Origin of the sequence: Pseudomonas sp. T1.Ur, from assembly GCF_023516725.1 — a bacterium.
GTDB lineage: Bacteria > Pseudomonadota > Gammaproteobacteria > Pseudomonadales > Pseudomonadaceae > Aquipseudomonas > Aquipseudomonas alvandae.
This window is the reverse complement of the sequence record NZ_JAMGSN010000001.1, coordinates 1,105,413-1,129,948: the sequence shown is the minus strand read 5'-3', so window position 1 is coordinate 1,129,948 and position 24,536 is coordinate 1,105,413. Positions and strand designations below refer to the sequence as shown.

At 62.0% G+C, this 24,536-nt stretch carries 22 protein-coding genes; 8 read left to right on the top strand and 14 right to left on the bottom strand.

The features are described 5' to 3' along the window. Positions 1-55: 55 nt before the first annotated feature. From M8Q45_RS05280 to M8Q45_RS05260, 5 genes are all read right to left on the bottom strand, one after another. Complete coding sequence (locus M8Q45_RS05280) at positions 56-1,951, bottom strand: ABC transporter ATP-binding protein (RefSeq protein WP_249873833.1); 1,896 nt, start codon at positions 1,949-1,951, stop codon at positions 56-58. Further along, the gene (locus tag M8Q45_RS05275; protein ID WP_187293339.1) at positions 1,881-2,483 is read right to left on the bottom strand and encodes a DsbA family protein; all 603 of its coding nucleotides are present in this window, start codon (positions 2,481-2,483) and stop codon (positions 1,881-1,883) included. Before M8Q45_RS05275 ends, M8Q45_RS05280 begins: the two co-directional genes overlap by 71 nt. Before the next feature lie 36 nt (positions 2,484-2,519). After that, entirely contained in the window at positions 2,520-3,461 is a 942-nt protein-coding gene (gene trhO / locus M8Q45_RS05270) for an oxygen-dependent tRNA uridine(34) hydroxylase TrhO (protein ID WP_249873832.1), read from the bottom strand. 156 nt (positions 3,462-3,617) lie between these two features. Next, positions 3,618-3,917, bottom strand: coding sequence for a BolA family protein (locus M8Q45_RS05265; protein ID WP_249873831.1), 300 nt, complete (start codon positions 3,915-3,917; stop codon positions 3,618-3,620). Between the two features lie 12 nt (positions 3,918-3,929). Beyond that, positions 3,930-4,451 (bottom strand): DUF2059 domain-containing protein, encoded by a 522-nt coding sequence (locus M8Q45_RS05260; RefSeq protein WP_030141033.1) that lies wholly within the window; start codon positions 4,449-4,451, stop codon positions 3,930-3,932. A 191-nt stretch (positions 4,452-4,642) separates the two neighbouring features. Here M8Q45_RS05260 and M8Q45_RS05255 point away from each other — a divergent pair, with 191 nt between their 5' ends. Continuing rightward, complete coding sequence (locus M8Q45_RS05255; protein WP_030141034.1) at positions 4,643-6,037, top strand: class II fumarate hydratase; 1,395 nt, start codon at positions 4,643-4,645, stop codon at positions 6,035-6,037. A gap of 171 nt (positions 6,038-6,208) precedes the next feature. On the opposite strand, the gene M8Q45_RS05250 is transcribed toward M8Q45_RS05255, so the two are convergent. After that, a complete protein-coding gene (locus tag M8Q45_RS05250) occupies positions 6,209-7,171 on the bottom strand; it encodes a DMT family transporter (protein ID WP_249873830.1) in 963 nt (320 codons plus the stop codon). Positions 7,172-7,362: 191 nt separating this feature from the next. Here M8Q45_RS05250 and M8Q45_RS28525 point away from each other — a divergent pair, with 191 nt between their 5' ends. Continuing rightward, positions 7,363-7,632, top strand: coding sequence for a DUF6316 family protein (locus M8Q45_RS28525; RefSeq protein WP_502940217.1), 270 nt, complete (start codon positions 7,363-7,365; stop codon positions 7,630-7,632). Positions 7,633-7,858: 226 nt separating this feature from the next. Here M8Q45_RS28525 and M8Q45_RS05240 read toward each other — a convergent pair whose 3' ends face one another. Together M8Q45_RS05240 and pap are read right to left on the bottom strand one after the other, a co-directional pair. Beyond that, positions 7,859-9,043: a thiolase family protein gene (locus M8Q45_RS05240; protein WP_249873829.1), complete on the bottom strand. Its 1,185-nt coding sequence runs from the start codon at positions 9,041-9,043 to the stop codon at positions 7,859-7,861. Positions 9,044-9,147: 104 nt separating this feature from the next. Beyond that, positions 9,148-10,659 (bottom strand): polyphosphate:AMP phosphotransferase, encoded by a 1,512-nt coding sequence (pap, locus tag M8Q45_RS05235; protein ID WP_249873828.1) that lies wholly within the window; start codon positions 10,657-10,659, stop codon positions 9,148-9,150. Between the two features lie 179 nt (positions 10,660-10,838). On the opposite strand from pap, the gene mnmC reads away from it, so the two are divergent. The 5 genes from mnmC to M8Q45_RS05210 all read left to right on the top strand — a co-directional run bounded on the left by mnmC (position 10,839) and on the right by M8Q45_RS05210 (position 18,441). Continuing rightward, entirely contained in the window at positions 10,839-12,821 is a 1,983-nt protein-coding gene (mnmC, locus tag M8Q45_RS05230; RefSeq protein ID WP_249873827.1) for a bifunctional tRNA (5-methylaminomethyl-2-thiouridine)(34)-methyltransferase MnmC2/FAD-dependent 5-carboxymethylaminomethyl-2-thiouridine(34) oxidoreductase MnmC1, read from the top strand. A 273-nt stretch (positions 12,822-13,094) separates the two neighbouring features. Further along, positions 13,095-14,867, top strand: coding sequence for an N-acetylglutaminylglutamine amidotransferase (locus M8Q45_RS05225; protein WP_249873826.1), 1,773 nt, complete (start codon positions 13,095-13,097; stop codon positions 14,865-14,867). 3 nt (positions 14,868-14,870) lie between these two features. Next, positions 14,871-16,616 carry an N-acetylglutaminylglutamine synthetase gene (gene ngg, locus M8Q45_RS05220; RefSeq protein WP_249873825.1) on the top strand — a complete coding sequence of 582 codons (1,746 nt, stop codon included), beginning with the start codon at positions 14,871-14,873 and terminating at the stop codon, positions 16,614-16,616. A gap of 200 nt (positions 16,617-16,816) precedes the next feature. Beyond that, the gene (locus tag M8Q45_RS05215; RefSeq protein WP_283939011.1) at positions 16,817-18,007 is read left to right on the top strand and encodes an osmoprotectant NAGGN system M42 family peptidase; all 1,191 of its coding nucleotides are present in this window, start codon (positions 16,817-16,819) and stop codon (positions 18,005-18,007) included. A gap of 206 nt (positions 18,008-18,213) precedes the next feature. Continuing rightward, positions 18,214-18,441: a YheU family protein gene (locus M8Q45_RS05210; protein ID WP_030141043.1), complete on the top strand. Its 228-nt coding sequence runs from the start codon at positions 18,214-18,216 to the stop codon at positions 18,439-18,441. Here the strand turns inward: M8Q45_RS05210 and csrA are convergent. The 3 genes from csrA to M8Q45_RS05195 form a co-directional block, all read right to left on the bottom strand. Then, on the bottom strand, positions 18,430-18,630 hold the full coding sequence (gene csrA, locus M8Q45_RS05205; RefSeq protein ID WP_249873824.1) for a carbon storage regulator CsrA: 201 nt from the start codon (positions 18,628-18,630) through the stop codon (positions 18,430-18,432). The two genes, M8Q45_RS05210 and csrA, sit on opposite strands and share 12 nt — an antisense overlap. Before the next feature lie 148 nt (positions 18,631-18,778). Then, positions 18,779-19,111, bottom strand: a complete 333-nt coding sequence (locus tag M8Q45_RS05200; protein WP_198797736.1) for a YnfA family protein — start codon at positions 19,109-19,111, stop codon at positions 18,779-18,781. 60 nt (positions 19,112-19,171) lie between these two features. Then, complete coding sequence (locus M8Q45_RS05195) at positions 19,172-19,987, bottom strand: SDR family oxidoreductase (protein WP_030141045.1); 816 nt, start codon at positions 19,985-19,987, stop codon at positions 19,172-19,174. Positions 19,988-20,280: 293 nt separating this feature from the next. On the opposite strand from M8Q45_RS05195, the gene M8Q45_RS05190 reads away from it, so the two are divergent. After that, the gene (locus tag M8Q45_RS05190; RefSeq protein ID WP_018606531.1) at positions 20,281-20,433 is read left to right on the top strand and encodes a DUF3309 family protein; all 153 of its coding nucleotides are present in this window, start codon (positions 20,281-20,283) and stop codon (positions 20,431-20,433) included. A gap of 57 nt (positions 20,434-20,490) precedes the next feature. On the opposite strand, the gene M8Q45_RS05185 is transcribed toward M8Q45_RS05190, so the two are convergent. The 3 genes from M8Q45_RS05185 to M8Q45_RS05175 form a co-directional block, all read right to left on the bottom strand. After that, positions 20,491-22,584, bottom strand: coding sequence for an LTA synthase family protein (locus tag M8Q45_RS05185; RefSeq protein ID WP_249873823.1), 2,094 nt, complete (start codon positions 22,582-22,584; stop codon positions 20,491-20,493). 390 nt (positions 22,585-22,974) lie between these two features. After that, on the bottom strand, positions 22,975-23,850 hold the full coding sequence (gene speE / locus M8Q45_RS05180) for a polyamine aminopropyltransferase (RefSeq protein WP_249873822.1): 876 nt from the start codon (positions 23,848-23,850) through the stop codon (positions 22,975-22,977). A 265-nt stretch (positions 23,851-24,115) separates the two neighbouring features. Then, complete coding sequence (locus tag M8Q45_RS05175; RefSeq protein WP_249873821.1) at positions 24,116-24,523, bottom strand: hypothetical protein; 408 nt, start codon at positions 24,521-24,523, stop codon at positions 24,116-24,118. Positions 24,524-24,536: the final 13 nt, after the last annotated feature.

Sequence of the window (24,536 nt, the reverse complement as noted above, 5' to 3'; positions counted from 1 at the left end):
TCGGGGGATTTGGCTGATTTTTTTCCGATACTAAGCACAGAAAAGTGCAGGAAACTCAAGGTCGCTGTGTTTGTTGCAAGTGACCATAGAGCCTTGCGTACAAACCACCCTCGGCAATCAGTTGCAAATGGTCGCCGTCTTCGGCGATTTGCCCGCCGTCGAATACCAATACTCGGTCCGCCTGTTTCACCGCGGACAACCGATGAGCGATGATCAAAGTGGTACGCCCACTCAAGAACCGCGCCAATGCTTGGTGAAGGTTGTACTCGGTGGCGGCGTCCAGCGCCGATGTCGCTTCGTCGAGAATCACCACCCGTGGATTGGCCAACACCATGCGGGCGATAGCCAGCCGCTGGCGTTGGCCACCCGACAGCCTCACGCCGGAACGACCGACAATACTTTCCAACCCCAAGGGCAGCGCCCGCACCGTATCTTGGAGCTGGGCAATTTCCAATGCCCGCCAGCAGGCCTCGTCGCTGCAGTCGCGGCCCATGGCGAGGTTGGCCCGCACCGTGTCGTTGAACAGCGCCGGATGCTGGAGCACCACCGCGACGTTTTCGCGGATGGTGTCGAGGCCGATTTCCTGCTGCGTCGCGCCACCAAACCGGATGCTGCCGGCCTGGGGTGTGTAGAGTCCCAGCAGCAATTGCACCAAGGTGCTTTTACCGCCACCGCTGGCCCCTACGATAGCGACCTTCTCACCCGGCGAAATGGACAGGTTCAATCGGTTGAGAACCCTCTCCTCACCGTAGCCGAACGTGAGCCCTTGAATATCGATGCCTACGGTGTCGCGCCCCGTGAACGGGTCGACGCCGCCGCTGTACTGCGGCTCATCGGCCCGCGCCAGCAGTTCGTTGATACGGTTCAAGGCTCCGCCCGCCGCGTAAAAGGCGTACTGCAGGTTCAGCAGTTGTTCGACCGGGCCGATCATGAACCAGAGGTAGCTGAACACCGCCAGCATCTGGCCGATGGACAGGTCGGAAAACAGCACGGTGAGCATGGCCGCGGCGCGAAAGATATCGATGCCGAACTGGAACAGAAGACCGCTGGCACGGTTCGAGGCGTCGGTTTTCCACTGCGAACTCACCGCGTAATCGCGCACTTCCCTGGCGCGCATCCCCAGCCGCCCGAGGAAAAAACCCTGGCGATTGCCGGCGCGCACTTCCTGTATCGCATCCAGGGTCTCGGTCAGGGCCTGGGTGAAGCGCGAGGTGCTGTCGTTTTCCAGTTTCTTCAGGTGCTTCACCCGCTTGCCCAACTGCACCGTGGCGTAGATCACCAGCGGGTTGAACAACAGGATCAGCAGTGCCAGCTTCCAGTGCATCCACATCAGGATGCTGGCAGTGCCCACCAGCGTCAGCATGGCGACCAGGAAGCGGCTAAGGGTTTCGCCAACAAACTTGTCGAGGGTGTCGAGGTCGGTGACCAGGTGCGTGGTCACGGTACCGCTGCCCAGGCTTTCGTATTCCTTCAATGAAATTCGCTTGAGGCGTTCGATCAGCCGGACACGGATGCGATAGACGATGTCCTTGGCCAGGCTGGCGAACAGGCGCGCCTGCAACACGTTGAACACCAAGGCGCAGCAGCGCAGCGTCAGGGTGACCAACAGCATCAGTCCTATATAACCGGCCGCGCTCTGCCAAGCCGTTGGCAAGGCGAGGTTCATGATCTTCAACGCCGCATCGCCGTGGCCCAACAGCACCTCATCCACCAACAGCGGCAACAGCAACGGGATGGGCACGCTGCACAAGGTGGCCAGCACGGCCACGCCGTTGGCGATCCACAAGGCTTTTTTATGTTTGAGGGCCAGGCGACGGATTTCTGCCCAGCTCAACCGATCGATAGGCGACGGGGCCGACGCGTTGACGTTGGGCAGGTCATCAGGCACAGGTCGCCCGCTCCAGCCAGCGTCCCAGCAATGGCGCCAACTGCTCCAGGGGCTGGTAGCCATTGGTCAGCAGGGCCAATTGCCCGTCACGCTCGGCCAGCAGCGTGGGGAACCCGGCGATGCCAAGGTCCTGTACCCAGGTGAAATCCGCAGCGGTGGCAGCGTGTTGGTCGGCACGGTCGAATGCCGCGGCGAACTCGATCCGCGGCAGTCCGGCCTGTTCGGCCAACTCAACCAGGATGCTGGCGCGGGTCACGTCGCGACCTTCGACGTAAAAAGCCTGCTGGATCAGCTTCACCAGTTTCCAGGCCAGGTCCGGCGCCAGGCTGCGGGCCGTCACCAATGCCCGGCAAGCAGGCTCGGTGTCGTAGACAAAACCGTCGGGTAATGCCCCTTCAAAGTTGAACGGCTGGCCGGTGGCCTGGGTGACCGCCTGCCAATGTTCAAGAATGTAGCGCCGGGTCGTCGGCTCCAAGGCCGAGCCGCTGCCGGTGCGCAAGCCGCCCACCACCAGGTGCAACTCCACGCCTGCGGCCTGCGCCTGCTCGACCAATGCCTGCGCCACCGGCGCGAAGCCCCAGCACCAGGAACACATCGGGTCCATCACATACAGCAGGCGCGATGCCATGGCTTAAGCCTCGGAGGATGATTGCTTGTAGTTGTAGCCGATCGGGTGAGGCATGTTGCGAGCCTTGGCCAGCTCGATCTGCTTCTGCCGGTCGATGGCGCTGCGACGGGTCTTCTCGCTCAGCTTGTCCCAGCAATGCGGGCAACTGATGCCCGGCACATAGTGCTCCGAAGCGCGATCTTCCACGCTTACCGGCGTGCGGCACGCATGACATTGATCGTAGTCGCCTTCGCTGAGGTCGTGGCGCACCGTCACGCGGTTATCGAATACAAAGCAGTCGCCGCGCCATTTGGTTTCTTCCTGGGGCACCTCTTCGAGGTATTTCAGGATGCCGCCCTTGAGGTGATAGACCTCTTCGAAACCTTCACCGAGCATGTAGCTCGAAGCCTTTTCACAGCGAATGCCACCGGTGCAGAACATGGCGACCTTCTTGTGCCGGGTCGGGTCGAAGTTGGCTTTGATGTACTCGGGGAATTCACGAAAGCTGGCGGTCTTGGGATCGACGGCGCCTTCGAAGGTGCCGATGGACACTTCGTAGTCGTTGCGGGTATCGATCAACAGCACTTGCGGATCGCTGATCAGCGCGTTCCAGTCCTGCGGCTCGACATAGGTGCCAACCCGCTTGTTCGGGTCCACCCCTTCCACGCCAAGGGTGACGATCTCTTTCTTGAGCTTGACCTTGGTGCGGTAGAACGGCTGCTCGTCGCAGTACGACTCCTTGTGGTCGATGTCGTCCATGCGCGGATCGTTCTTGAGCCAGGCCATCAACCCGTCGATCCCCTCGCGGGTGCCGGAAACGGTGCCGTTGATGCCTTCTTCGGCGATCAACAAGGTGCCTTTGATGCCGTTGTCGAGCATGGCCTTGAGCAGGGGCTCGCGCAGCTCGACGTAATCTTCCAGGGTGACGAACTTATACAGTGCCGCCACGACAATGGGGGGTGTCATGGGTATTTCTCCAGGTGGCTACCCTCGCAAAGGGTGAACCGGATGCGAAAAAAAACGCGCCGGGTGAGCGGCGCGTTGCGGATTGTAGCAAAAAAGCAGCTTCAAGCTTCAAGCTTCAAGCGGCAAGCCTCAGGGTTGTAGCTTGTAGCTTGAAACTTATAGCTCGCTACCCCCAGCACAGGTCGGCGAAGCCGGGGCCGCGTCGATCTGTGCCCACTCTTCAGGCGTGTAGGTGTGCAGCGCCAGCGCGTGGAATTCGCCCATCAGCTCGCCCAGCGTGCCGTAGACCTTCTGGTGACGCTTGACCCGATTGAGCCCTTCGAACTGCCGGCTGACCACCACCGCCTTGAAATGGGTTTGCAGCCCACGGCTGTGCATGTGGCTCTCGTCCAGCACTTGCAGGTGCTCGGGCTGCAAGAGCCCGAGGGTCGATTCAATGCGTTGTTGCATGCTCATGCCGGGCTCCGCTCAGGGCTTTTTCTTGGCCGGCGCGGCGGCTTTTGGTTCGAGCTCGGCGGTCATGTCCGCCAGCAGCTTGTTGACCACCGGTACCGCGCTTTCAAGCTTGGCCTGGGTCAGTTGCGCCGACTGCTGGGTCAGCTGTGGCATTTTTTCCAGGACTTTCTTGCCCAGGGGAGACTGATAGAAGGACACCAGGTCCTTGAGCTCCGACTCGCTGAAGTTGCTGGTGTAGAGCTTGACCATGTCCGGCTTGAGCTTGTTCCAGCCGATGGCCTGGTCCAGCGCGGCGTTGGCCTTGGCCTGGTAAGTCTCGAGGGTGGCTTTTTTCGATTCCGGAGCCTTGGTCTGCTCGAAGCGCTGGGCAAACATCTGCTGCACTTGCATGTACACCGGGGTGCCCAGCTTGTCGGCGTGCGCCAGGGTCAGGAACGCTTCGGCACTGGCGTTGTGGCTGGCGGTATCGGCGAGGACAGGGCCGCTGGCACACACCAGAGCAACTGCGGTACAGATGGCACGAAGACGGGTCATCGAGTTTCCTTATCTAACAGGCGAGGTAAAACCCCAAGGGCGACCATTCTGCGCCTAAAAAACGCCGGGGCTCAACCCCGACCCTTGGCGGGTCCGATTGACGGACCGAACCGTACACTCCTAGATTGAGGGAACCGGTAGGGCCCACCAGGGCCTAAACTGCGCATTCAGCCTTACAGGAGTTTGACCCGATGAGCCGTATCGAAACCGACAGCCTTGGCCAGGTTGAAGTCCCGGATGAGGCCTATTGGGGCGCCCAGACACAGCGCTCCATGATCAACTTTGCCATTGGCAACGAACGCATGCCGCTGTCGGTGCTGCACGCCCTGGCACTGGTCAAGAAGGCCGCCGCGCGGGTCAATGACCGCAACGGTGACCTGCCCGCCGACATCGCCCGCCTGATCGAACAGGCCGCCGATGAGGTGCTGGCTGGCCAGCATGACGACCAGTTTCCCCTGGTGGTCTGGCAGACCGGCAGCGGGACCCAGAGCAACATGAACGTCAACGAGGTGATCGCCGGGCGCGCCAATGAGCTGGCAGGCAATCCTCGCGGCGGCAAGAGCCCGGTGCACCCCAACGATCACGTCAACCGGTCCCAGAGCTCCAACGACTGCTTCCCCACCGCCATGCACATCGCCGCCGCCCAGGCCGTTTACCAGCAGTTGCTGCCGGCCATCAGTGAATTGTCCGGCGGTCTCGCGGAACTGGCGGCGCGCCACATGAAACTGGTCAAGACCGGCCGCACCCACATGATGGACGCCACGCCGATCACCTTCGGTCAGGAGCTGTCTGCGTTCATTGCCCAGCTCGACTACGCCGAACGGGCGATTCGCGCAGCCTTGCCAGCGGTCTGCGAGCTGGCCCAGGGCGGCACGGCGGTGGGCACCGGGCTCAACTCGCCCCATGGCTTCGGCGAAGCGATTGCCGCTGAATTGGCGGCGCTGTCCGGCTTGCCCTTCGTCACCGCGCCCAACAAGTTCGCCGCCCTGGCGGGCCATGAGCCGCTGACCACGTTGTCTGGCGCGTTGAAAACCCTGGCCGTGACGCTGATGAAAATCGCCAACGACCTGCGCCTGTTGGGCTCCGGGCCTCGCGCCGGTTTTGCCGAAGTGAAACTGCCGGCCAACGAACCAGGCAGTTCCATCATGCCCGGCAAGGTCAACCCGACCCAGTGCGAGGCCTTGTCGATGCTGGCCTGCCAGGTACTGGGCAACGACGTGGCCATCGGTTTTGCCGCCAGCCAGGGCCACTTGCAATTGAACGTATTCAAGCCGGTGATCATCCACAACCTGCTGCAATCGATCCGTCTGCTGGCCGATGGCTGCAGCAACTTCCAGCAGCACTGCATCGCCGGCCTCGAACCGGACGCCGAGCAGATGGCGGCGCACCTGGAACGCGGGTTGATGCTGGTGACGGCGCTAAATCCGCACATCGGCTACGACAAATCGGCGGAAATCGCCAAGAAGGCCTACAGCGAAGGGCTGACGTTACGGGAGGCCGCGTTGCAGCTGGGGTACCTCACCGATGAGGAGTTCGAGGCCTGGGTCCGGCCGGAAAACATGCTGGAGGCCGGTGGCCAGGGCTGAGTTTTTTGTTGTCTCAAAGACCGTCATCGCGAGCAAGCTCGCTCCGCCAGGATCAGTGTGGACGTCAATGTCGTGTTCGCAGGCGAATCCGGGTGGGAGCGAGCTTGCTCGCGATGGCGCCGGCAGGCTCGATATCACCGCACCTGACAGCCACCTCGCTCCCTCAGCGGTCTAGCGACCGACAGCCAAACGCTCACGCCGGGCCCTGAGCCCGGCGATGAGCGATGGGCCCAATGCGACCAGCGCCGATCCCAGCACCACCAGTACCGCCCCGCCATACCCCAGCAGGTTGATCTGTTCGGCATGAACGTAATCGGGCCACCACCAGGCCGCCATCGCCACGGCGGCGAAGGTCACCAGCGGCGTGATCGCCAGGGTCGCGCTGACCCGCGAAGCTTCCCAATGGGCCAGCGCCTCGGCAAACGCGCCATAGGCAATCAAGGTATTGAGGCAGCAGGCGAGCAACAGCCAGCCTTGCAGAGGACTCAGTTGCAACGCCTCCAGCGGATGGACCCAAGGTGTCAGCAACAGCGCGCAGAACAGGTAGATCACCATCATCACCTGCAACGAATTCCATACCGTCAGCAGTTGCTTCTGGCCGAGGGCATAGAACGTCCAGACGGTCGAGGCCAGCAGCACCAGCAAGACGCCCGCGGTGTAGTCACTCAGGGATGTCAGCAACTCGGTAAGGCGCTGGTTGAAGAACAGCGCGAAACCGATCAGCAGCACCAGCAAGCCGATGCCCTGCCCCACGCTGAAACGCTCCTTGAACACAAACAGGCTGGCAACCAGCAACATGATCGGGCCCATCTGCACCACCAGTTGCGCGGTGCCGGGACTCAAGCGGTTCAAGCCCATCAGGTACAGCACGTAGTTACCCACCAGCCCCAACACCGCCATTCCCACCAGCCAACCGCCACGGCGGCCGAGCACCTTGCGGCTGGGCAAGCGCCTGGTGGCCGCCAGATAGACGAAGAGCAGGCTGCCGGACACTATCAGTCGAAACCAGGTCACCGTCACCGGATCCATCACTTGCAGCACTTGCTTGAGCTTGATCGGCAGGATTCCCCACAGCAGGGCAGTCAACAAGGCAAGGAACAGCCCGTAGACCCAGCGACCGGACGAAATGTGCATGCAACCCTCGAAGCCAAGACATGAACGCCCATTCTAGGCCCGGATCGATCGGTGCACACAGGCACAGTTGGGCATTCGCCGCTGATGGAATTGTAGGGGTCGTAGCCGTCGATCGGCTGGACAGGCGCAAATCGACGACACCACATATGCTCAATTGAGACGACCACGCTGCCCCCCTATGGAGACCCGAAATGCCAGGAACGCGCGCCCAAGATACAGACGCCCCGAAGACAATATTCCGCAGTGACCGGATCTGTCGGGTAAACGGCGAGTTTTATTTCAATACGCGCGAAGGCACCCAGGAAGGTCCGTTCGAGACTCGCGAGGTTGCGGAGCAGGAGGTCGCGGCGTATATCCAACGCATGATGCTGCTGGCCAAACCGCCAGCAGAAAGGTTCGAGGCGCCCGCGGCAAGGGAGCCTATTCCCGCCGGACCGGTACGTGTAGGAGCTGCCGAGTGAAACGAGGCTGCGATCTTTCCCCAGACACTTGAATCTCAAGCGAAAGATCAAAAGATCAAAAGATCAAAAGATCAAAAGATCAAAAGATCAAAAGATCAAAAGATTAAAGATTAAAAGATCGCAGGCTTCGCCAGCTCCTACCCAGCGCCTACTCAGCGCCTACCCAGCGCCTACGGGGTCGAGCGGGAGCAAGCCCCCTCGCCGCGATAGCTGTTGAAAACAGCGGCTATCGAACCGCCTCGAACAACCCCGTCGCACCCATCCCACCGCCGACGCACATGGTCACCACGCCATAGCGCAGGTTGCGCCGTTGCAGTTCCCGCACCAGATGCCCCACTTGCCGAGAGCCGGTCATGCCGAACGGGTGGCCGATGGAGATCGACCCGCCGTTGACGTTGTATTTCTCATTGTCGATTTCCAGCCGATTGCGGCTGTAGAGGCATTGGGAGGCAAACGCCTCGTTGAGCTCCCACATATCGATGTCGCCGATCTGCAGGCCCTTGGCCTTGAGCAGCCTCGGCACCGAGAACACCGGGCCGATGCCCATCTCGTCCGGCTCGCAACCGGCCACGGTAAAGCCGCGGAAAAACGCCTTGGGCTTGAGCCCCAGGGCCAGCGCTTTTTCCAGGCTCATCACCAGCGTCATCGAGGCGCCGTCGGACAGTTGGGAAGAGTTGCCCGCCGTCACCGAGCCGTCTTCGGCGAACACCGGCTTCAAGCCGGCCAGGCTTTCGTAGGTGGTATCGGGACGGTTGCAGTCATCACGGTCGACCACGCCATCCAGGATCTGCACGGCACCGGTGTGCTTGTCCTCGACCCGATACTTGACCTTCATCGGCACGATTTCATCGTTGAACAGCCCTTCGGCCTGGGCCCGGGCCGTGCGCTGCTGGCTCTGCAAAGCGTAGCGGTCCTGTTCCTCGCGGCTGACCTGGTAGCGGCGCGCGACAATCTCGGCGGTTTGGCCCATGGGGAAATAGATTCCCGGCACTTGCTCCTTGAGCAGGGGGTTGATCAGGTTGTCGGTGTTGACACTCTTCATGGTCAGGCTGATGGACTCGACGCCGCCGGCGACGATGATCTCGCTGCAACCCGAGGCGATCTGGTTGGCGGCGATCGCGATGGCTTGCAAGCCCGAAGAACAGAAACGGTTGAGGGTCATCCCGGCCGTGCCGATGCCCAGTTGCGAGAGCACCGCCACGTTACGCCCGATGTTGAAGCCTTGGGCACCCTCGTTGGAACCGGCGCCGACGATGCAATCCTCGACGTTGGCCGGGTCGATGTCGTTACGCGCCAGCAACGCGTTGACGCAATGCGCCGCCATGTCGTCCGGACGGGTCATGTTGAACTTGCCGCGAAAGGACTTGGCCAATCCGGTCCGTACGCTGTCGACGATCACCACTTCACGCATGGCGGCACCTCATTGTTGTTATCGGTTAAGAGTGGAATCGAGGATAGATCCACCCCATAACCGAACGCGACAATCATTCACCCCGCGTATGCGTGCCCATCGGGCTAGTTCTTTTTCCGCGCTTGCCTGGCGGAGCGCTCGAACGCGGCCTCCAGGGCATCATTGAGCGTTCGCAATACCTTGACCCGAGCCCAACGCTTATCGTTGGCTTCCACCAAGGTCCAGGGCGAAATTTCGGTGCTGGTGCGATCGACCATGTCGCAAACCGCCGAGCGATAGGCGTCCCACTTGTCCCGATTGCGCCAATCGTCCTCGGTGATCTTGAAGCGCTTGAAGGGGATTTCCTCGCGCTCCTGGAAGCGCTCCAATTGGGTTTGCTTGTCGATCGCCAACCAGAACTTCACGACCACCACGCCGGCGTCGGCCAGCTGTTCCTCGAAATCGTTGATCTCACCGTAGGCCCGCAGCCAATCGGCACGGCTGCAAAAGCCCTCGACCCGCTCCACCAACACCCGCCCGTACCAGGAGCGGTCGAACATGGTGAATTTGCCCCGCGCCGGAATGTGCCGCCAGAACCGCCACATGTAGGGGTGGGCACGTTCCTCCTCGGTGGGCGCGGCAATCGGCACGATGCTGTACTGGCGCGGATCGAGCGCCGCCGCGACCCGGCGAATCGCCCCGCCCTTGCCCGCCGCATCGTTGCCTTCGAACACCGCCACCAAGGCATGCCGGCGCATGCGCTTGTCCCGCAGCAGGCCAGCGAACCGGGCCTGCTCGGTGATCAGCTGTTCCTCATAATCGACCTTGTCCAGGCGCAGCGTCATATCCAGGCTGTCGATCAACGTCACCTGATCATCCAGCGCGGGCAATGGTGCCACGTTAACCTTTTCCGCCTTCACCCTTGGCCGATCCAAGGCCTGGCGCAGCCCTTCGAGCAGGATCCGCCCGACCGCGAGGCTGCGGTAACAGGCATCGACGCCTTCGATCACATGCCACGGCGCGTAGTCGCGACTGGTGCGGCGCAGCACCCGCTCGCCGTACTTGACGAACTTGTCGTAGGTCTGTGACTGCTGCCAATCCAGCGGGCTGATGCGCCAGCTGTGCAGCGGGTCGTCCTTGAGGCTTTTGAGGCGCGCCTTCATCTGTTTCTTGGACAGGTGGAACCAGAACTTGAAGATCAGCGCGCCTTCATCGCAGAGCATTTTTTCCAGGCGCTCGGCACCGTTGATCGCCTGGTCGAGCCGCGGGTCCTTGAACTCACCGTGCACCCGCCCCTGCAGCATCTGGCTGTACCAGTTGCCGAAGAAAATCCCCATGCGGCCCTTGGCCGGCAACATCCGCCAATAACGCCAGGCCGGTGGCCGCGCCAGCTCTTCATCGGTCTGCTGGTCGAAGGTGCGCACTTCGATCAGTCGCGGGTCCATCCATTCGTTGAGCAACTTCACCGTCTCGCCCTTGCCCGCGCCTTCAATGCCGTTGATCAGCACAATGACCGGAAAACGACCTTGCTGGTGCAGCTCGAATTGCGCTTCGAGCAACGCCTCCCGCAGCGCCGGGACCTGCGCCTCGAAAGTTTCCTTATCAACGACGTGACCGATTTCAGCGGATTCGAACATGGGCAGCTCCTTCCAGGAATGGGGCAAGACTAGCGGATTGGATGCGACCCGTTTCGACTCATTTGTCTGGGACAAGATCGCAGCCTCGCTTCGCTCGGCAGCTCCTACGAGCATGCAAGCAACGCAGCAATTGACAATCGATCAGCTAGAATGGCGCCTTCGTTTTTACCGAGCCTGTCATGACGCCCATTCAACACCACGCCCAACTCGACTGGGACGACCAGGGCCGCCCGCGTTCCCGGGTGTTCAACGACGTGTATTTTTCCGACCGGTCGGGCCTGGAAGAAACCCGCTACGTGTTCCTCCAGCAGAACAACCTCGCCGAGCGCTTTGCCGCGCTGGCGGACAACGGGCGGCTGGTGATCGGCGAAACCGGGTTTGGCACCGGGCTGAATTTTCTCTGCGCCTGGCAGTTGTTCGAGCAATGCGCGCCGGCGGGGGCGCGGCTGCATTTTGTCAGTGTCGAGAAGTTTCCCCTGGGCCCCGAGGACCTGCGCCGGGCACTGGCCTTGTGGCCCGAACTGAAGGTCCAGGCTGATCAGTTGCTTGGGCAGTACCTCGCGATTCACCAGGGTTTCCAACGCATGACGCTGGCGAACGGTCGAGTCACCCTGACGCTGCTGATTGGCGATGCCCTCGAGCAGTTGCCGCAGCTGGACGGACACATCGACGCCTGGTTCCTCGACGGTTTCGCCCCGGCGAAAAACCCCGAGATGTGGACCGCCGAGCTGTTCGCCGAACTGGCGCGACTGGCCGCGCCGGGGGCCACCCTCAGTACGTTTACCAGCACCGGTTGGGTTCGGCGATTGCTCAACGCGGCGGGTTTCAAGATGAAACGCACGCCGGGTATCGGCCATAAATGGGAGATTCTTCGCGGTGTGTTCCTCGGCTGGCCGGATCAGGCGCCTAAGCCTGCTCCGGCAAAACCCTGGTACGCCCGCCCCGCCCTGCCTGCCTGCGAGCGTCGGGCCCTGGTGATCGGTGGCGGGCTGGCCGGTTGCGCCAGCGCCGCCAGCCTCGCCGCTCGTGGCTGGCAGGTGACCTTGCTGGAGCGTCACGCCGGTGTGGCCGAGGAAGCCTCCGGCAATCCGCAAGGCGTGCTGTACCTCAAGCTGTCGACCCATGGCACCGCGCTGTCGCAGATGATCCTCAGCGGTTTCGGCTACACGCGGCGCTTGCTCGAACACCTGCAACGAGGCCTCGACTGGGACGGCTGTGGTGTCCTGCAACTGGCTTTCGACGCCAAGGAAGCCGAGCGTCAGGCGCGCTTGGCCGAGGCGTTTCCGGCAAGTCTCTTGACGGTCCTCGATCGCGACGAGGCCGAGGCGAAATCGAGCATCGGCTTGCCCAGCGGCGGCTTGTTCTACCCCGAAGGCGGCTGGGTGCACCCGCCAGCGCTGTGTCGCTGGCAGGCCTCGAACCCGGCGATCGCGCTGCAGCCACACCGTGAAGTGCTGGAGCTGCGCCGCGTCGACGGCCAATGGCAGGCCTGGGACGGTGAACGCTGCGTGGCCAGCGCACCCGTCGCAATCCTCGCCAGCGCCGCTGAGATCAAACGCTTCGAGCCCGCCGCCGAGCTGCCCCTCAAGCGTATTCGCGGACAGATCACCCGCCTGCAGCAAACCGCCCGCAGCCAAAGCCTGGCGACGGTGGTCTGCGCCGAGGGCTATGTGGCCCCGCCACGCATGGGCGAACACACATTGGGCGCCAGTTTTGATTTCCACAGCGACGACCTGACCCCCACCGCCGCCGAGCACGCCGGCAACCTGCAGATGCTCGAAGAGATTTCCGTCGACCTGATGGATCGGCTGGACGCCCGCGCCTTGGACCCGGGGCAGTTGGAGGGCCGTGCGGCGTTTCGCTGCACCAGCCCGGACTACCTGCCGATTGTCGGGCCGCTGGCCGATCACCCAGCCTTCATCGAAGCATATTCGGCCCTGGCCAAGGATGCGCGCCAAGTGCCTGACACGCCGTGCCCCTGGCTCGACGGCCTCTACGTCAACAGCGGCCACGGCTCCCGAGGCCTGATCACCGCGCCGCTGTCCGGCGAATTGATCGCCGCCTGGCTGGAAAACGAACCGCTGCCGCTGCCGCGAAGCGTCGCCGAGGCCTGCCATCCAAACCGGTTTGCGTTGCGGGCGGTGATTCGGGGCAAGGCCTGACAACAATCGACGGTTAACCAACTTCTCTGTGGGAGCGAGCTTGCTCGCGATAGCGGTAGATCAGACGTTAATAGGGTGCCTGACACAACGCCATCGCGAGCAAGCTCGCTCCCACAAAGTCTTCGTCGGTCTGAAGGGCCTGCACTCCCCACCCGTCGGCTTATAACGCATCGATATAAAACTCACAGCCATCCCACCGGTCAGTTCCTGAGTACCCGCCCTTTCGGCGTGTATGGCTTGCCCCCTCCCCAACGGAAAAACCGGTAAGGACTTATGTGCGGATTAGCTGGAGAGTTACGTTTCGATCAACAACCTGCGGACCTTGCGGCCGTAGAGCGAATGACCCATCACCTGGCCCCTCGCGGCCCCGACGCGTGGGGTTTCCATAGCCAGGGGCCCATTGCCCTCGGCCATCGACGCCTGAAGATCATGGACCTGTCCGACGGCTCGGCCCAGCCGATGATCGACAATCACTTGGGCCTGTCCCTGGCGTTCAACGGCGCGATCTACAACTACCCGGAACTACGGACTGAACTCGAAGGCCTGGGCTACGCCTTTTATTCCGGCGGTGATACCGAAGTGCTGCTCAAGGGTTATCACGCTTGGGGCGAAGCGCTCCTGCCCAAGCTCAACGGCATGTTCGCCTTCGCCATCTGGGAACGTGACGCCAAGCGGCTGTTCATCGCCCGCGACCGACTCGGCGTAAAGCCGCTGTACCTGTCACGCAACGGCCAGCGCCTGCGCTTTGCCTCGGCATTGCCGGCACTGCTCAAGGGCGGCGACATCAACCCGGTGCTCGACCCGGTCGCCCTCAACCACTATCTGAATTTCCATGCCGTGGTCCCCGCACCGCGCACCTTGCTGGCCGGCATCGAGAAACTGCCGCCGGCGACCTGGATGCGCATCGAGGCGGACGGCAGCACCGAGCAGAAAACCTGGTGGACGCTGCCCTACGGTCCCCGGCCCGATGAGCAGAACCTCAACCTGGAAGACTGGATCGAACGCGTACTGGACAGCACCCGCGAAGCCGTCGCCATTCGCCAACGCGCCGCCGTCGATGTCGGCGTGCTGCTGTCGGGCGGCGTGGATTCGAGCATGCTCGTGGGGCTGTTGCGCGAGGTCGGCGTTGACGACCTGTCGACGTTCTCCATCGGTTTCCAGGACGCCGGCGGCGAGCGCGGCGACGAGTTCCAGTATTCGGACCTGATCGCCAAGCACTACGGCACGCGCCATCACCAATTGCGCATCGACGAAACAGAAATCATCGAACAGTTGCCCGCGGCGTTCCGCGCCATGAGCGAACCGATGGTGAGCCACGACTGCATCGCTTTCTACCTGCTGTCGCGGGAAGTGGCCAAGCACTGCAAAGTGGTGCAAAGCGGCCAGGGCGCCGACGAGCTGTTCGCGGGTTATCACTGGTACCCGCAGGTCGACGGGGCGAGCGATCCGTATGCGGCCTATCGCGCGGCCTTCTTCGACCGCAGCTACGAAGAATATGCCGCCACCGTGCAGCCCAAGTGGCTCACCGCCAACGACGCCGCCGGAGACTTCGTCAAGGAACACTTTTCCCAGCCGGGCGCCGATGCCGCCGTCGACAAGGCCTTGCGCCTGGACAGCACGGTGATGCTGGTGGACGACCCGGTCAAGCGTGTCGACAACATGACCATGGCCTGGGGCCTGGAGGCGCGCACACCGTTCCTCGACTGCCGGCTGGTGGAGCTTTCCGCGCGGGTACCGGCGAAATTCAAGCTGCCCGACGGCGGCAAGCATGTGCTCAAGGAAGCCGCACGCCGGGTGATCCCGAGCGAGGTCATCGACCGCAAGAAAGGCTATTTCCCCGTGCCGGGTCTCAAGCATCTGGAAGGCGACACCCTGGCCTGGGTCCGTGAACTGCTGCTGGATCCAAGCCAGGATCGCGGCCTGTTCAACCCGACCATGCTCGATCGCCTGCTGACCGACCCCAACGGCCAACTGACGCCGTTGCGCGGCTCGCGGCTGTGGCAATTGGCGGCGCTGAACCTGTGGCTCAGCGAGCAAGGAATCTGATCGATGAAACCCCATGCGAACCTTCATAACCAACGACTCTTGCGCGGCCAGCCGCCGTCCTACGAACGCTTGCAGGCGCGGCTGGCCGAAGACGGCAGCGAACTGGGCGCCGATCCGATCGCGGTGCATTGCGGCTGGGGCCGGCTGTTGATCGGCCATACGTTTCCTGACCCGGCGAGCCTGGCCCGAGAGCTGCTCAACGAACAACCCGGCGAGCGTGATATCGCCCTGTACGTCGCCGCGCCCCAGCAGGTCTTGGGCCTGGAGCCAACGCAGCTATTCCTCGACCCCTCCGACACCTTGCGCCTGTGGTTCAGCGACTACCGGCAATCCACGAGGGTGTTTCGCGGCTTCCGGATTCGCCGCGCCCAGAGCGACAGCGACTGGCAGGCCATCAATCAGCTTTACCAGGCCCGCGGCATGCTGCCCATCGACCCGGAGCGATTGACGCCACGGCACCAGGGCGGTCCGGTGTACTGGCTGGCCGAGGACGACGATACCGGTGCGGTGATCGGCAGCGTGATGGGCCTCAATCATCAGAAAGCCTTCAACGATCCGGAAAACGGCAGCAGCCTCTGGTGCCTGGCGGTTGACCCGCACTGTCCACGTCCCGGCGTCGGTGAAGTGCTGGTGCGTCACCTCATCGAACATTTCATGAGCCGTGGCTTGAGCTACCTCGACCTGTCGGTGCTGCACGACAATCGCCTGGCGAAAAACCTCTACGCCAAGCTCGGCTTCCGCAACCTTTCGACCTTCGCGATCAAGCGCAAGAACGGCATCAACCAGCCGCTGTTCCTCGGACCCGGCCCCGAGGCGCAATTCAATCCCTATGCCCGCATCATCGTCGAAGAGGCGCACCGACGCGGCATCGAAGTGCAGGTGGATGACGCCGAAGCGGGGCTGTTCACCTTGGTGCACGGCAGCCGTCGGGTTCGTTGTCGCGAATCCCTGAGCGACCTGACCAGCGCGATCAGCATGACGCTCTGCCAGGACAAGAGCCTGACGCACAAGGTATTGAAAAACGCTGGCCTCAACCTTCCGGCACAGCAACTGGCGGGCAACGCCGATGACAACCTGGCGTTTCTCGATGAGCACGAGCGCGTGGTGGTCAAGCCGCTGGATGGGGAACAGGGCCAAGGCGTCGCGGTGGACTTGCGCACGATCGAGGAAGTGCAGGCCGCCATCGAAGCCGCCAAGCGCTTTGACAGTCGCGTGCTGCTGGAAAGCTTCCACGAAGGGTTGGACCTGCGCATCCTGGTGATCGGTTTTGAAGTGGTCGCTGCGGCGATCCGTCGTCCGGCGGAGGTGATCGGCGATGGCCAGCACAGCATCGGCGCGCTGATCGAAGCCCAGAGCCGGCGACGGCAGGCGGCGACGGGCGGCGAGAGCAAGATCCCCATGGACGCCGAGACCGAGCGTACCTTGCGCGCCGCCGGCCATGACTACGACAGCGTGCTGCCGGCGGGCGAACATCTCTTCGTGCGACGCACGGCGAACCTCCATACCGGCGGCGTCCTGGAAGACGTGACCGCCATCCTTCATCCGACCCTGGCCGATGCCGCGGTGCGCGCTGCACGAGCGCTGGACATTCCCATGGTCGGCCTGGACCTGCTGGTCCCGGCGGCCGATCAACCGGATTACGTGTTCATCGAAGCCAACGAACGCGCCGGCCTGGCCAACCACGAACCGCAGCCCACCGCCGAGCGTTTTGTGGATTTGTTGTTTCCCCATAGCCAGGCGGTGGCCTGAGACCTTTGTGGCGAGGGAGCTTGCTCCCACCGGGCCTGTAGGAGCTGCCGAGCGAAGCGAGGCTGCGATCTTTCCAGTGACACTCGAATCCCAAGCGAAAAGATCAAAAGATCGCAGGCTTCGCCAGCTCCTACAGGCCCATCGCGAGCTAGCTCCCCCGCCACGGGCTCCGTCATTCCAATATTCCGCGAGGAGTTTCCATGATCAGTAAAATTCCCGAACCGGACCTCGAATACCTGCAGAAAGTCCTGTTGGAAATGCTCGCCATTCCCAGCCCGACCGGGTTCACCGACACCATTGTGCGGTATGTCGCCGAGCGGCTCGAAGAGTTGGGCATCCCTTTCGAAATGACCCGGCGCGGCACGATCCGCGCCACCCTCAAGGGCCGCAAGAGCAGCCCGGACCGGGCGGTTTCGGCGCATCTGGACACCATCGGCGCCTCGGTACGGGCCATCAAGGACAACGGCCGCCTGACGCTCGCCCCGGTGGGTTGCTGGTCGAGCCGGTTTGCCGAGGGCAGCCGGGTCAGCCTGTTTACCGACACCGGCGTGATTCGCGGCAGCGTCCTGCCGTTGATGGCATCCGGTCATGCCTTCAACACCGCCGTGGACGAAATGCCCATCAGCTGGGACCACATCGAACTGCGCCTGGACGCCTACTGCGCCACCCGCGCCGATTGCGAAACATTGGGCGTGGGTATCGGCGACTACGTGGCCTTCGATCCCTTGCCGGAGTTCACCGAAAGCGGCCATATCAGCGCCCGCCACCTGGATGACAAGGCCGGGGTCGCCGCGCTGCTGGCGGCGCTCAAGGCCATTGTCGACAGTGGTGAAGAGCTGCTGATCGATTGCCACCCGCTGTTCACCATCACCGAGGAAACCGGTAGCGGCGCGGCGGCGGCGCTGCCCTGGGACGTCAGCGAGTTTGTCGGAATCGACATCGCCCCGGTCGCCCCTGGCCAACATTCCAATGAACACGCGGTGAGCGTGGCGATGCAGGATTCCGGTGGTCCGTATGACTATCACCTGTCACGGCACTTGCTGAAACTCGCCAAGGAAAACGAACTGCCGGTGCGCCGCGACCTGTTTCGCTACTACTTCAGCGACGCCCATTCGGCGATCACCGCCGGCCACGATATCCGTACCGCCCTGCTCGCCTTCGGTTGCGACGCCACCCACGGCTACGAACGCACCCACATCGACAGCCTGGCCGCGCTCAGTCGCCTGCTCGGCGCCTACATCCTCAGCCCACCGGTGTTCGCCAGCGACGCACAACCGGCCCAAGGGTCCCTGGACCGGTTCAGCCACCAGATCGAACACGATGCGCAGATGGAAAGCGATACCCGAGTGCCGTCGGTGGACAGCTTGATCGGGCAGCGTTCGGATAGCTGACCCACGTTCACCGCCCGACATATCGGCATCGCGAGCAAGCTCGCTCCCACAGGAATCAGAGGTGGACACCTATCCTGCGATCAACCCGGATTACTGTGGGAGCGAGCTTGCTCGCGACGAGCCCAGGACACACCGCGCAAAACCCAGGCTAGCCGCCACAGCCCATCCGCCGTAGCATCCGCCCAAATGTCTAGCGGAGCCCTGTCATGCTGATCCCACACGAGCAACTCGAAGTCGATACCCTCACCCGCCTGATCGAGGATTTCGTGACCCGCGACGGAACTGACAACGGTGATGACACCCCGTTGGAAACCCGCGTCCTGCGAGTCAGGCAAGCCCTGGCCAAAGGCCAGGCCTTGATTGTCTTCGATCCCGAGAGCGAACAGTGCCAGTTGATGCTCAAGCACGATGTGCCCAAGCATCTATTCGACTGAACACCCCTTGCGCGCGGACCGGGCCTTTTTCTTCTGGATCTTCTCGTAGATTTCGAACCGGTGGACATCGACGTGCCTTGGCGCCTCCACGCCGAAACGCACGGTACTCCCACTGACCGATAACACGCGGACAGAAATGTCATCGCCGATGGAAATCAGTTCACCAATGGTGCGGCTTAATACGAGCATGGTTATGTTCCTTAAGAAGGTCTGGACCTCGACCATGCCCGGCCTATTTTCCATGCACAAGATGCTGGCGATAAATCAGTAATCCCCTACAAACAGGGACCCCAGTGCCTGAAGGAAATGTCCTGCAAAAACCCGATTTCGACCTGATTCATGGCCCAGTGAGTCGCGGGCCGAACAGAATCACTCCCGCCCCCAACACGCAAAGGGCCACGCCAATCCAGTCGGAACCCAACGGTCGCACACGCTCCACCACCGCCAACCAGCCGATCGAGGCGACGATGTAGATCCCGCCATAGGCGGCATAGGCACGACCGGCGTAAGTGGCTTCGATACGGGTCAACAACACGGCGAACAGTGTGAGACTGAGCAGTGCCGGCGCGATCCACCAGGCGCTCTTGCCCTGGCGCAACCACATCCAGAAGGCGTAGCAACCCGCGATCTCGAAGAGTGCGGCGAGAAAGAACCAAAGGTAATTGAACATGGGGGGTGGTCCATCAGGAAGGCACGAGGGCGCCATCCTGATGGATGCCGGGAACGCGGGTCAACCCAGGTTCTGGCGGGCCTTGGCGCGCATTTTGTCAGCCATGGCGGTCATTTCGTCGTAGAGCGACTGTGGGTTTTTCTGCTTCATGGCCCAGGCCGCGCGCCCCTGTTCGTGGGGCAGGATCATGAACTGCCCTTCGGCGACCTGCAGGTAGATGTAATCGGCGATCTCAGCAGCCGTGATGGGCGAGCTTTCCAGCAATTTCCCGACCTGGGCCTTCATGGCCGGGGTCGGCCCGCGGAAAGAATCCAGCAAATTGGTCTGGAAGAATGACGGGCAGACCACATGCACGCCGATTTCCTGCTGGGCCAGCTCAACCAACAGGCTTTCCGACAAGGCCACGACGCCGGCCTTGGCCACGTTGTAGTTGCTCATGGCGGGGCCTTGCATCAGCGCCGCCATGGAGGCGATGTTGATGATTTTGCCGCGACTTTTTTCCAGCAGCGGCAAGAACGCCTTGCAGCCCTTGACCACACCCATCAGGTTGATTGCGATCTGCCAGTCCCAATCCTCCAGGGACAGTTCGCTGAAGAACCCGCCCGACGCCACGCCGGCGTTGTTGACGATAACGTCGATGCCGCCGAGCTTTTCCTCGCAGGCCTGGGCGAATGCCGTGAGTTGGCTGTAGTCACGGACATCGCAGCGTTGGACGAACCCGTCGCCGCCCGCTTCGCGCACCTGCCTGAGCGTTTCCTGGAGACCTGGCTCACTGACGTCCGACAAGGCCAGGCGCCAGCCTTCGCGGGCCCAGCGCAGCGCGATTTCGCGGCCCAGGCCTGAGCCGGCACCGGTGATCATCATGCGATTTTGCATAGGGAAACAGCCTTGTTGTTCCGGGAGAGATAGGCCGAGTGTAGCGAAGGCACCGGCCCGACCCACGCTCCATCAGATTGCTGAATGGCGAGGGCAAACCATGGGAGGTCTTGAAGTCATGCCTTGGGACTCAGTGGCGACGCCAGGGCCATGCGCTATATCGAACGGCAAAAAACTTTGAATTTTTTACAGGACGTTACGGTCGGACTTTATAAGCCGCCCGGATTTAACGCATGCGCGCTGGCAGTTGAAAGTTTTAATCACTGATGAACTGACCAATAAGGAAATCAACAATGGGCACTATTCTTATCATCATCCTGATCCTCCTGCTGATCGGTGGCCTGCCGGTCTTCCCGCACTCCAGAAGTTGGGGTTACGGCCCGTCCGGTATCATCGGCGTAGTCTTGGTGGTGCTGTTGATCCTGCTGTTACTTGGCAAGATATAAATCCCAAGCGCAAAAAAAAAGAGGCCTTCAAGGCCTCTTTTTTTATTCACTGGAATATCAGTCCGGCTTGCCGTCAACAACGCCGGCGGTGTTATCCAACAGGCTCTTGGTCGCGGTTTGCAAGAACGATTCAAGTTGGGTTTTCATCTCGCCAGTCTCCGGGGCATCCGGGATGATTTCTGCGTGCGGGTTGGCGCCCAGTTCATAGCGAAACATCTTCGGTGCCATTGCCTTTTCCTCTGGCAATACCAGGATCTTGTCGTTGTGGATCAGCGCGGTGGTCTGGTCGCTGCCCGACGGCTTGATCACCCCAAAGCCGCTGTCGCCTGGCGGCAGGTTCAACAAGTCGCGGCCCCAGCATTGGTTGCGCACTTCTCCGCCGAGCCGGCCCATGATGGTCGGGACGATATCGACTTGGGTGCCAACGGTGTGATTGCGCTGGCCAAACTTCTCCTGGACGCCTGGCCCGATCAGCAGCATCGGCACGTTGAAACGGCCCAGGTCCATCTCGGTGATCTGGCGCTCGTTGCCAAAGCCATGGTCGCCGACCACCACAAACAGGGTTTCCTTGAAATAAGGCTCCTTGCGCGCCTTCTCGAAGAACTGGCCCAGCGCCCAGTCGGAGTAACGCATGGCGGTCAAGTGTTCGTTCAGGCGCCCACGGTCAGTGACCGGTTCCACCGGTAACGGCGTCGGCAGTGCGTAGGGCGTGTGGTTGGACAGGGTTTGCAGCAAGGCATAGAACGGCTTGCCGTTTTCCCGGGCCTTGAGCTCGATGAGGCCACGGTCGAACATGTCCTGGTCGGAGACGCCCCAGGTCGGATCGGAGAACACCGGGTTGACGAAATCGTTACGGCCGATGAAGGTGGTCATGCCCTGGCTGCTGAAGAAACCTGACTGGTTGTCCCAGGCAAAATCGCCGTTGTAGACATACACGTCGTCGTAATCGCGAGCGCTGAGCAATTGCGGCAGGCCCGACAGCTTGTGGCTGCCTTCCGGCGTCTGCATCAGGTATTCGAAACCTGGCAGGTTCGGGAAGCACGCCATGGTGGCGAACATGCCCTGGTGGGTGTGGGTGCCGTTGGAGAAGAAACGATCGAACAGCAGCCCTTCCTTGGACAACTTGTCGAGGTAAGGCGTGATGTTGCCCGGCGCGCCCAAGGCGCCCACCGAGTGACCGGCCATGCTTTCCATCAGGATCACGACCACGTTCTTGATCGGCAGGGTCTTGTCGGCCGGCGGCGTGTAGTCGCGGCGCACCGCGGCGGTCTCGGTGTCGACGAGTTTATCGTCGGGCAGCACCAGCATGTTGCGCACGGTCTGTTGTGCCAGCGGCTGCTCGAGCGTGGCTTTCCAGATGTTGTCACGGTCTTCGGACATCCGGCTCTTGGCCGCCGCTACCAGGGAGAGCGTGCCATTGAGGCCCAGCTGGTTGGCGAAGTTCGAATCGGTGGTGTAGACATCGCCCCAGCGCAAGGGCGGACCTTGGCGCAAAGTGCCACGAGCCGCGACCACGGCCACCAGCAGGCAGACCATGAACACGGCAATACGCGCGTACCACGGAGCGATCTGGCGCGTACCGATGCTGCCACCGCTGAACGGCCCACGTGGGCGAGTGGCGCGGTCGGCGCCCTTGAACGCCAGGCTCAGGATGATCGTGCCGCCGGCCCAGGCGAGCAGATAGCGCACCACCGGGAAGCCGTACCAAAGCATGCTCATTACGGTTTTCGGGTCTTCCTTCACGTATTGGAAGACCAGGCCGTTGAGGCGCTGGTGGAACTCACGATAGAAATCCATCTCCATCAAGCCCAGGAACAGCGCGATGCTGGAGGTGACGGTCAGCCAGAAACGAAAGAACCCACGTGCCGCCATGGCCCGCGCACTGAACAACGCCAGCAGCAACGGAATGCAGAGATAGACGACCAGCCGCAGGTCGAAACGCAGGCCATTGACAAACGCTTCCACGAAGGTCGAGGCCGGCGTGTCGAGGATCATCTCGCGGTTGTAGACCAGCAACGCCACGCGCAGCAGGCTGAACATGATCATCAGCACCAGGGCACAGAGCAGCGTGTAGGCCAGGTGCGATTTGACGGTCGGTTGCAGCAGGCGATGCGTGGTGCGCTGCTGACTCAGGGCGTCCGGGATTGCCATGTCGTTTGAGGACCTATTGAAGTGGGGTCAAAAGTAGGAATTACAGCGCGCCCTCTGTCGAGCCATTCAAGGCCGGGGCTTGCGCGAAAGCGCAGATCTTGCACGAACGGCCATGGCATTGCCATTAAATAACCGGGCGTAAAAGCGCGGAGGATTGTCCGCAAGGTTTTGTGAAAATTTCGTTCAATGAATATTTCGCAACACAAAAGTGCCCACTCACCAGAGCCGAACACCGTTGTGGCGAGGGGATTTATCCCCGCTGGGCTGCGCAGCAGCCCCATGGACTTACCTGACACACCCAATTGCTTGAATGTTTGTTGGGGCCGCTGCGCGGCCCAGCGGGGATAAATCCCCTCGCCACAAAAGCATCTTGCGACAACTTTCAGGATTTCAGTCGTTACTCGGCTTGTTGATCGCCTGCAACACATACTGCGGCATGGCGAACGCGCCGATGTGAATCTCGGGGTTGTAGTAGCGCGTCACGATGCCACTGCCGATGAACCGCTCGCGCAAGGCTTCACGGGACAGCTTGCGGTAGGCCGTATCGGTCGAACCCCAGGCGAAGGTCATGGCACCGCCGATGTAGGTCGGCACCGCGGCCTGGTAGAAATGCCAATCGGCGAACAGGCCACGCAGGCGCCCGGCGGTGGTCTGGACTTCGCCCAGTTGCATGAACGGCGTGCCGTTCTGGGTCACCAGGATCCCGCCCTCGTTCAGGCAACGGCGGCAGGCCTGGTAGAAGTTTTCCGAAAACAGCACCTCGCCCGGACCGATCGGGTCGGTGGAGTCGGAAATGATCACGTCGAATTTTTCCTCGGTGGTGGCGACGAAACGCATGCCGTCGTCGATCACCAGGTTCAGGCGCGGGTCGTCGTAGGCGCCCTTGGAGTGGTTGGGCAGGAATTCCTTGCACATGTCCACCACGGTACCGTCGATTTCGACCATGGTGATGTGCTCGATGCCCGCATGCTTGGTCACTTCCCGCAGCATCCCGCCGTCACCGCCACCGATGATCAATACACGCTTGGCCGCGCCATGGGCCAGGATGGGAACGTGGGTCAGCATCTCGTGATAGATGTATTCGTCGGCTTCGGTGGTCTGGATCACCCCGTCCAAGGCCATGACCCGGCCCATGCGCGGGTTTTCGAAGATCACCAGGTGCTGGTGTTCGGTGCGCACTTCGTGCAGCAGCTTGTCCATGCGAAAACGCTGGCCATAGCCTTCGTAGAGGGTTTCCAGGTAATCGCCGGTCGGGGTGGTCGTCATGGTCAAATGCTCCAATCAATACGCGGTTGCCCAATGAGGCTCGCAAAGGCGCGCATTCTACGACGCTGGGGATGACAGGTCGAACCTCAACTGTCTGACGACGCAACGCAGCCAAGGGAGCTTGCTCCCGCTGGACCTGTAGGAGCTGCCGAGCGAAGCGAGGCTGCGATCTTTTTAATGACACTCGAATCCCAAGCGAAAGATCGCAGGCTTCGCCAGCTCCTACAGGGCCCAGCGGGAGCAAGCTCCCTCGCCACGGGGGCTTTTAGTGAAACTTCTGCCCCAGCCCTGCTGGCACGCCTTCGATGGTGGTGTCTTCCCACGGACCGTTCGGGCTGACGGAACGACTCCAGCCGTTATTCCAGCGGTAGTAGGTGCGTTGGCGATAAAAAGTATTGGGCTGTTTATCGAGTACATAGACCCCGAGCTTGGCATCCCAATGGCTGTTGCCGCCCGGCGGCGGGGCGAAACTGGCGGAGGTACGCGGCAGCGGCTTGGCCGGTTTGTTCGGCGTCACCGGTTTGCCCGGCGCGGTCGACGGAACCGGCTTGGTGGTCGGTGTCGAGGGCGGGATGGGTGGCAACGGCGCCGAAGGCTCGGTCGGGCGTTGGACCGCACAAGCGCTCAGGCCCAGGACGAGCGTGAGCAGGGTGATACGAGCGATGGCGGTCATGGGGCGTGTTCCT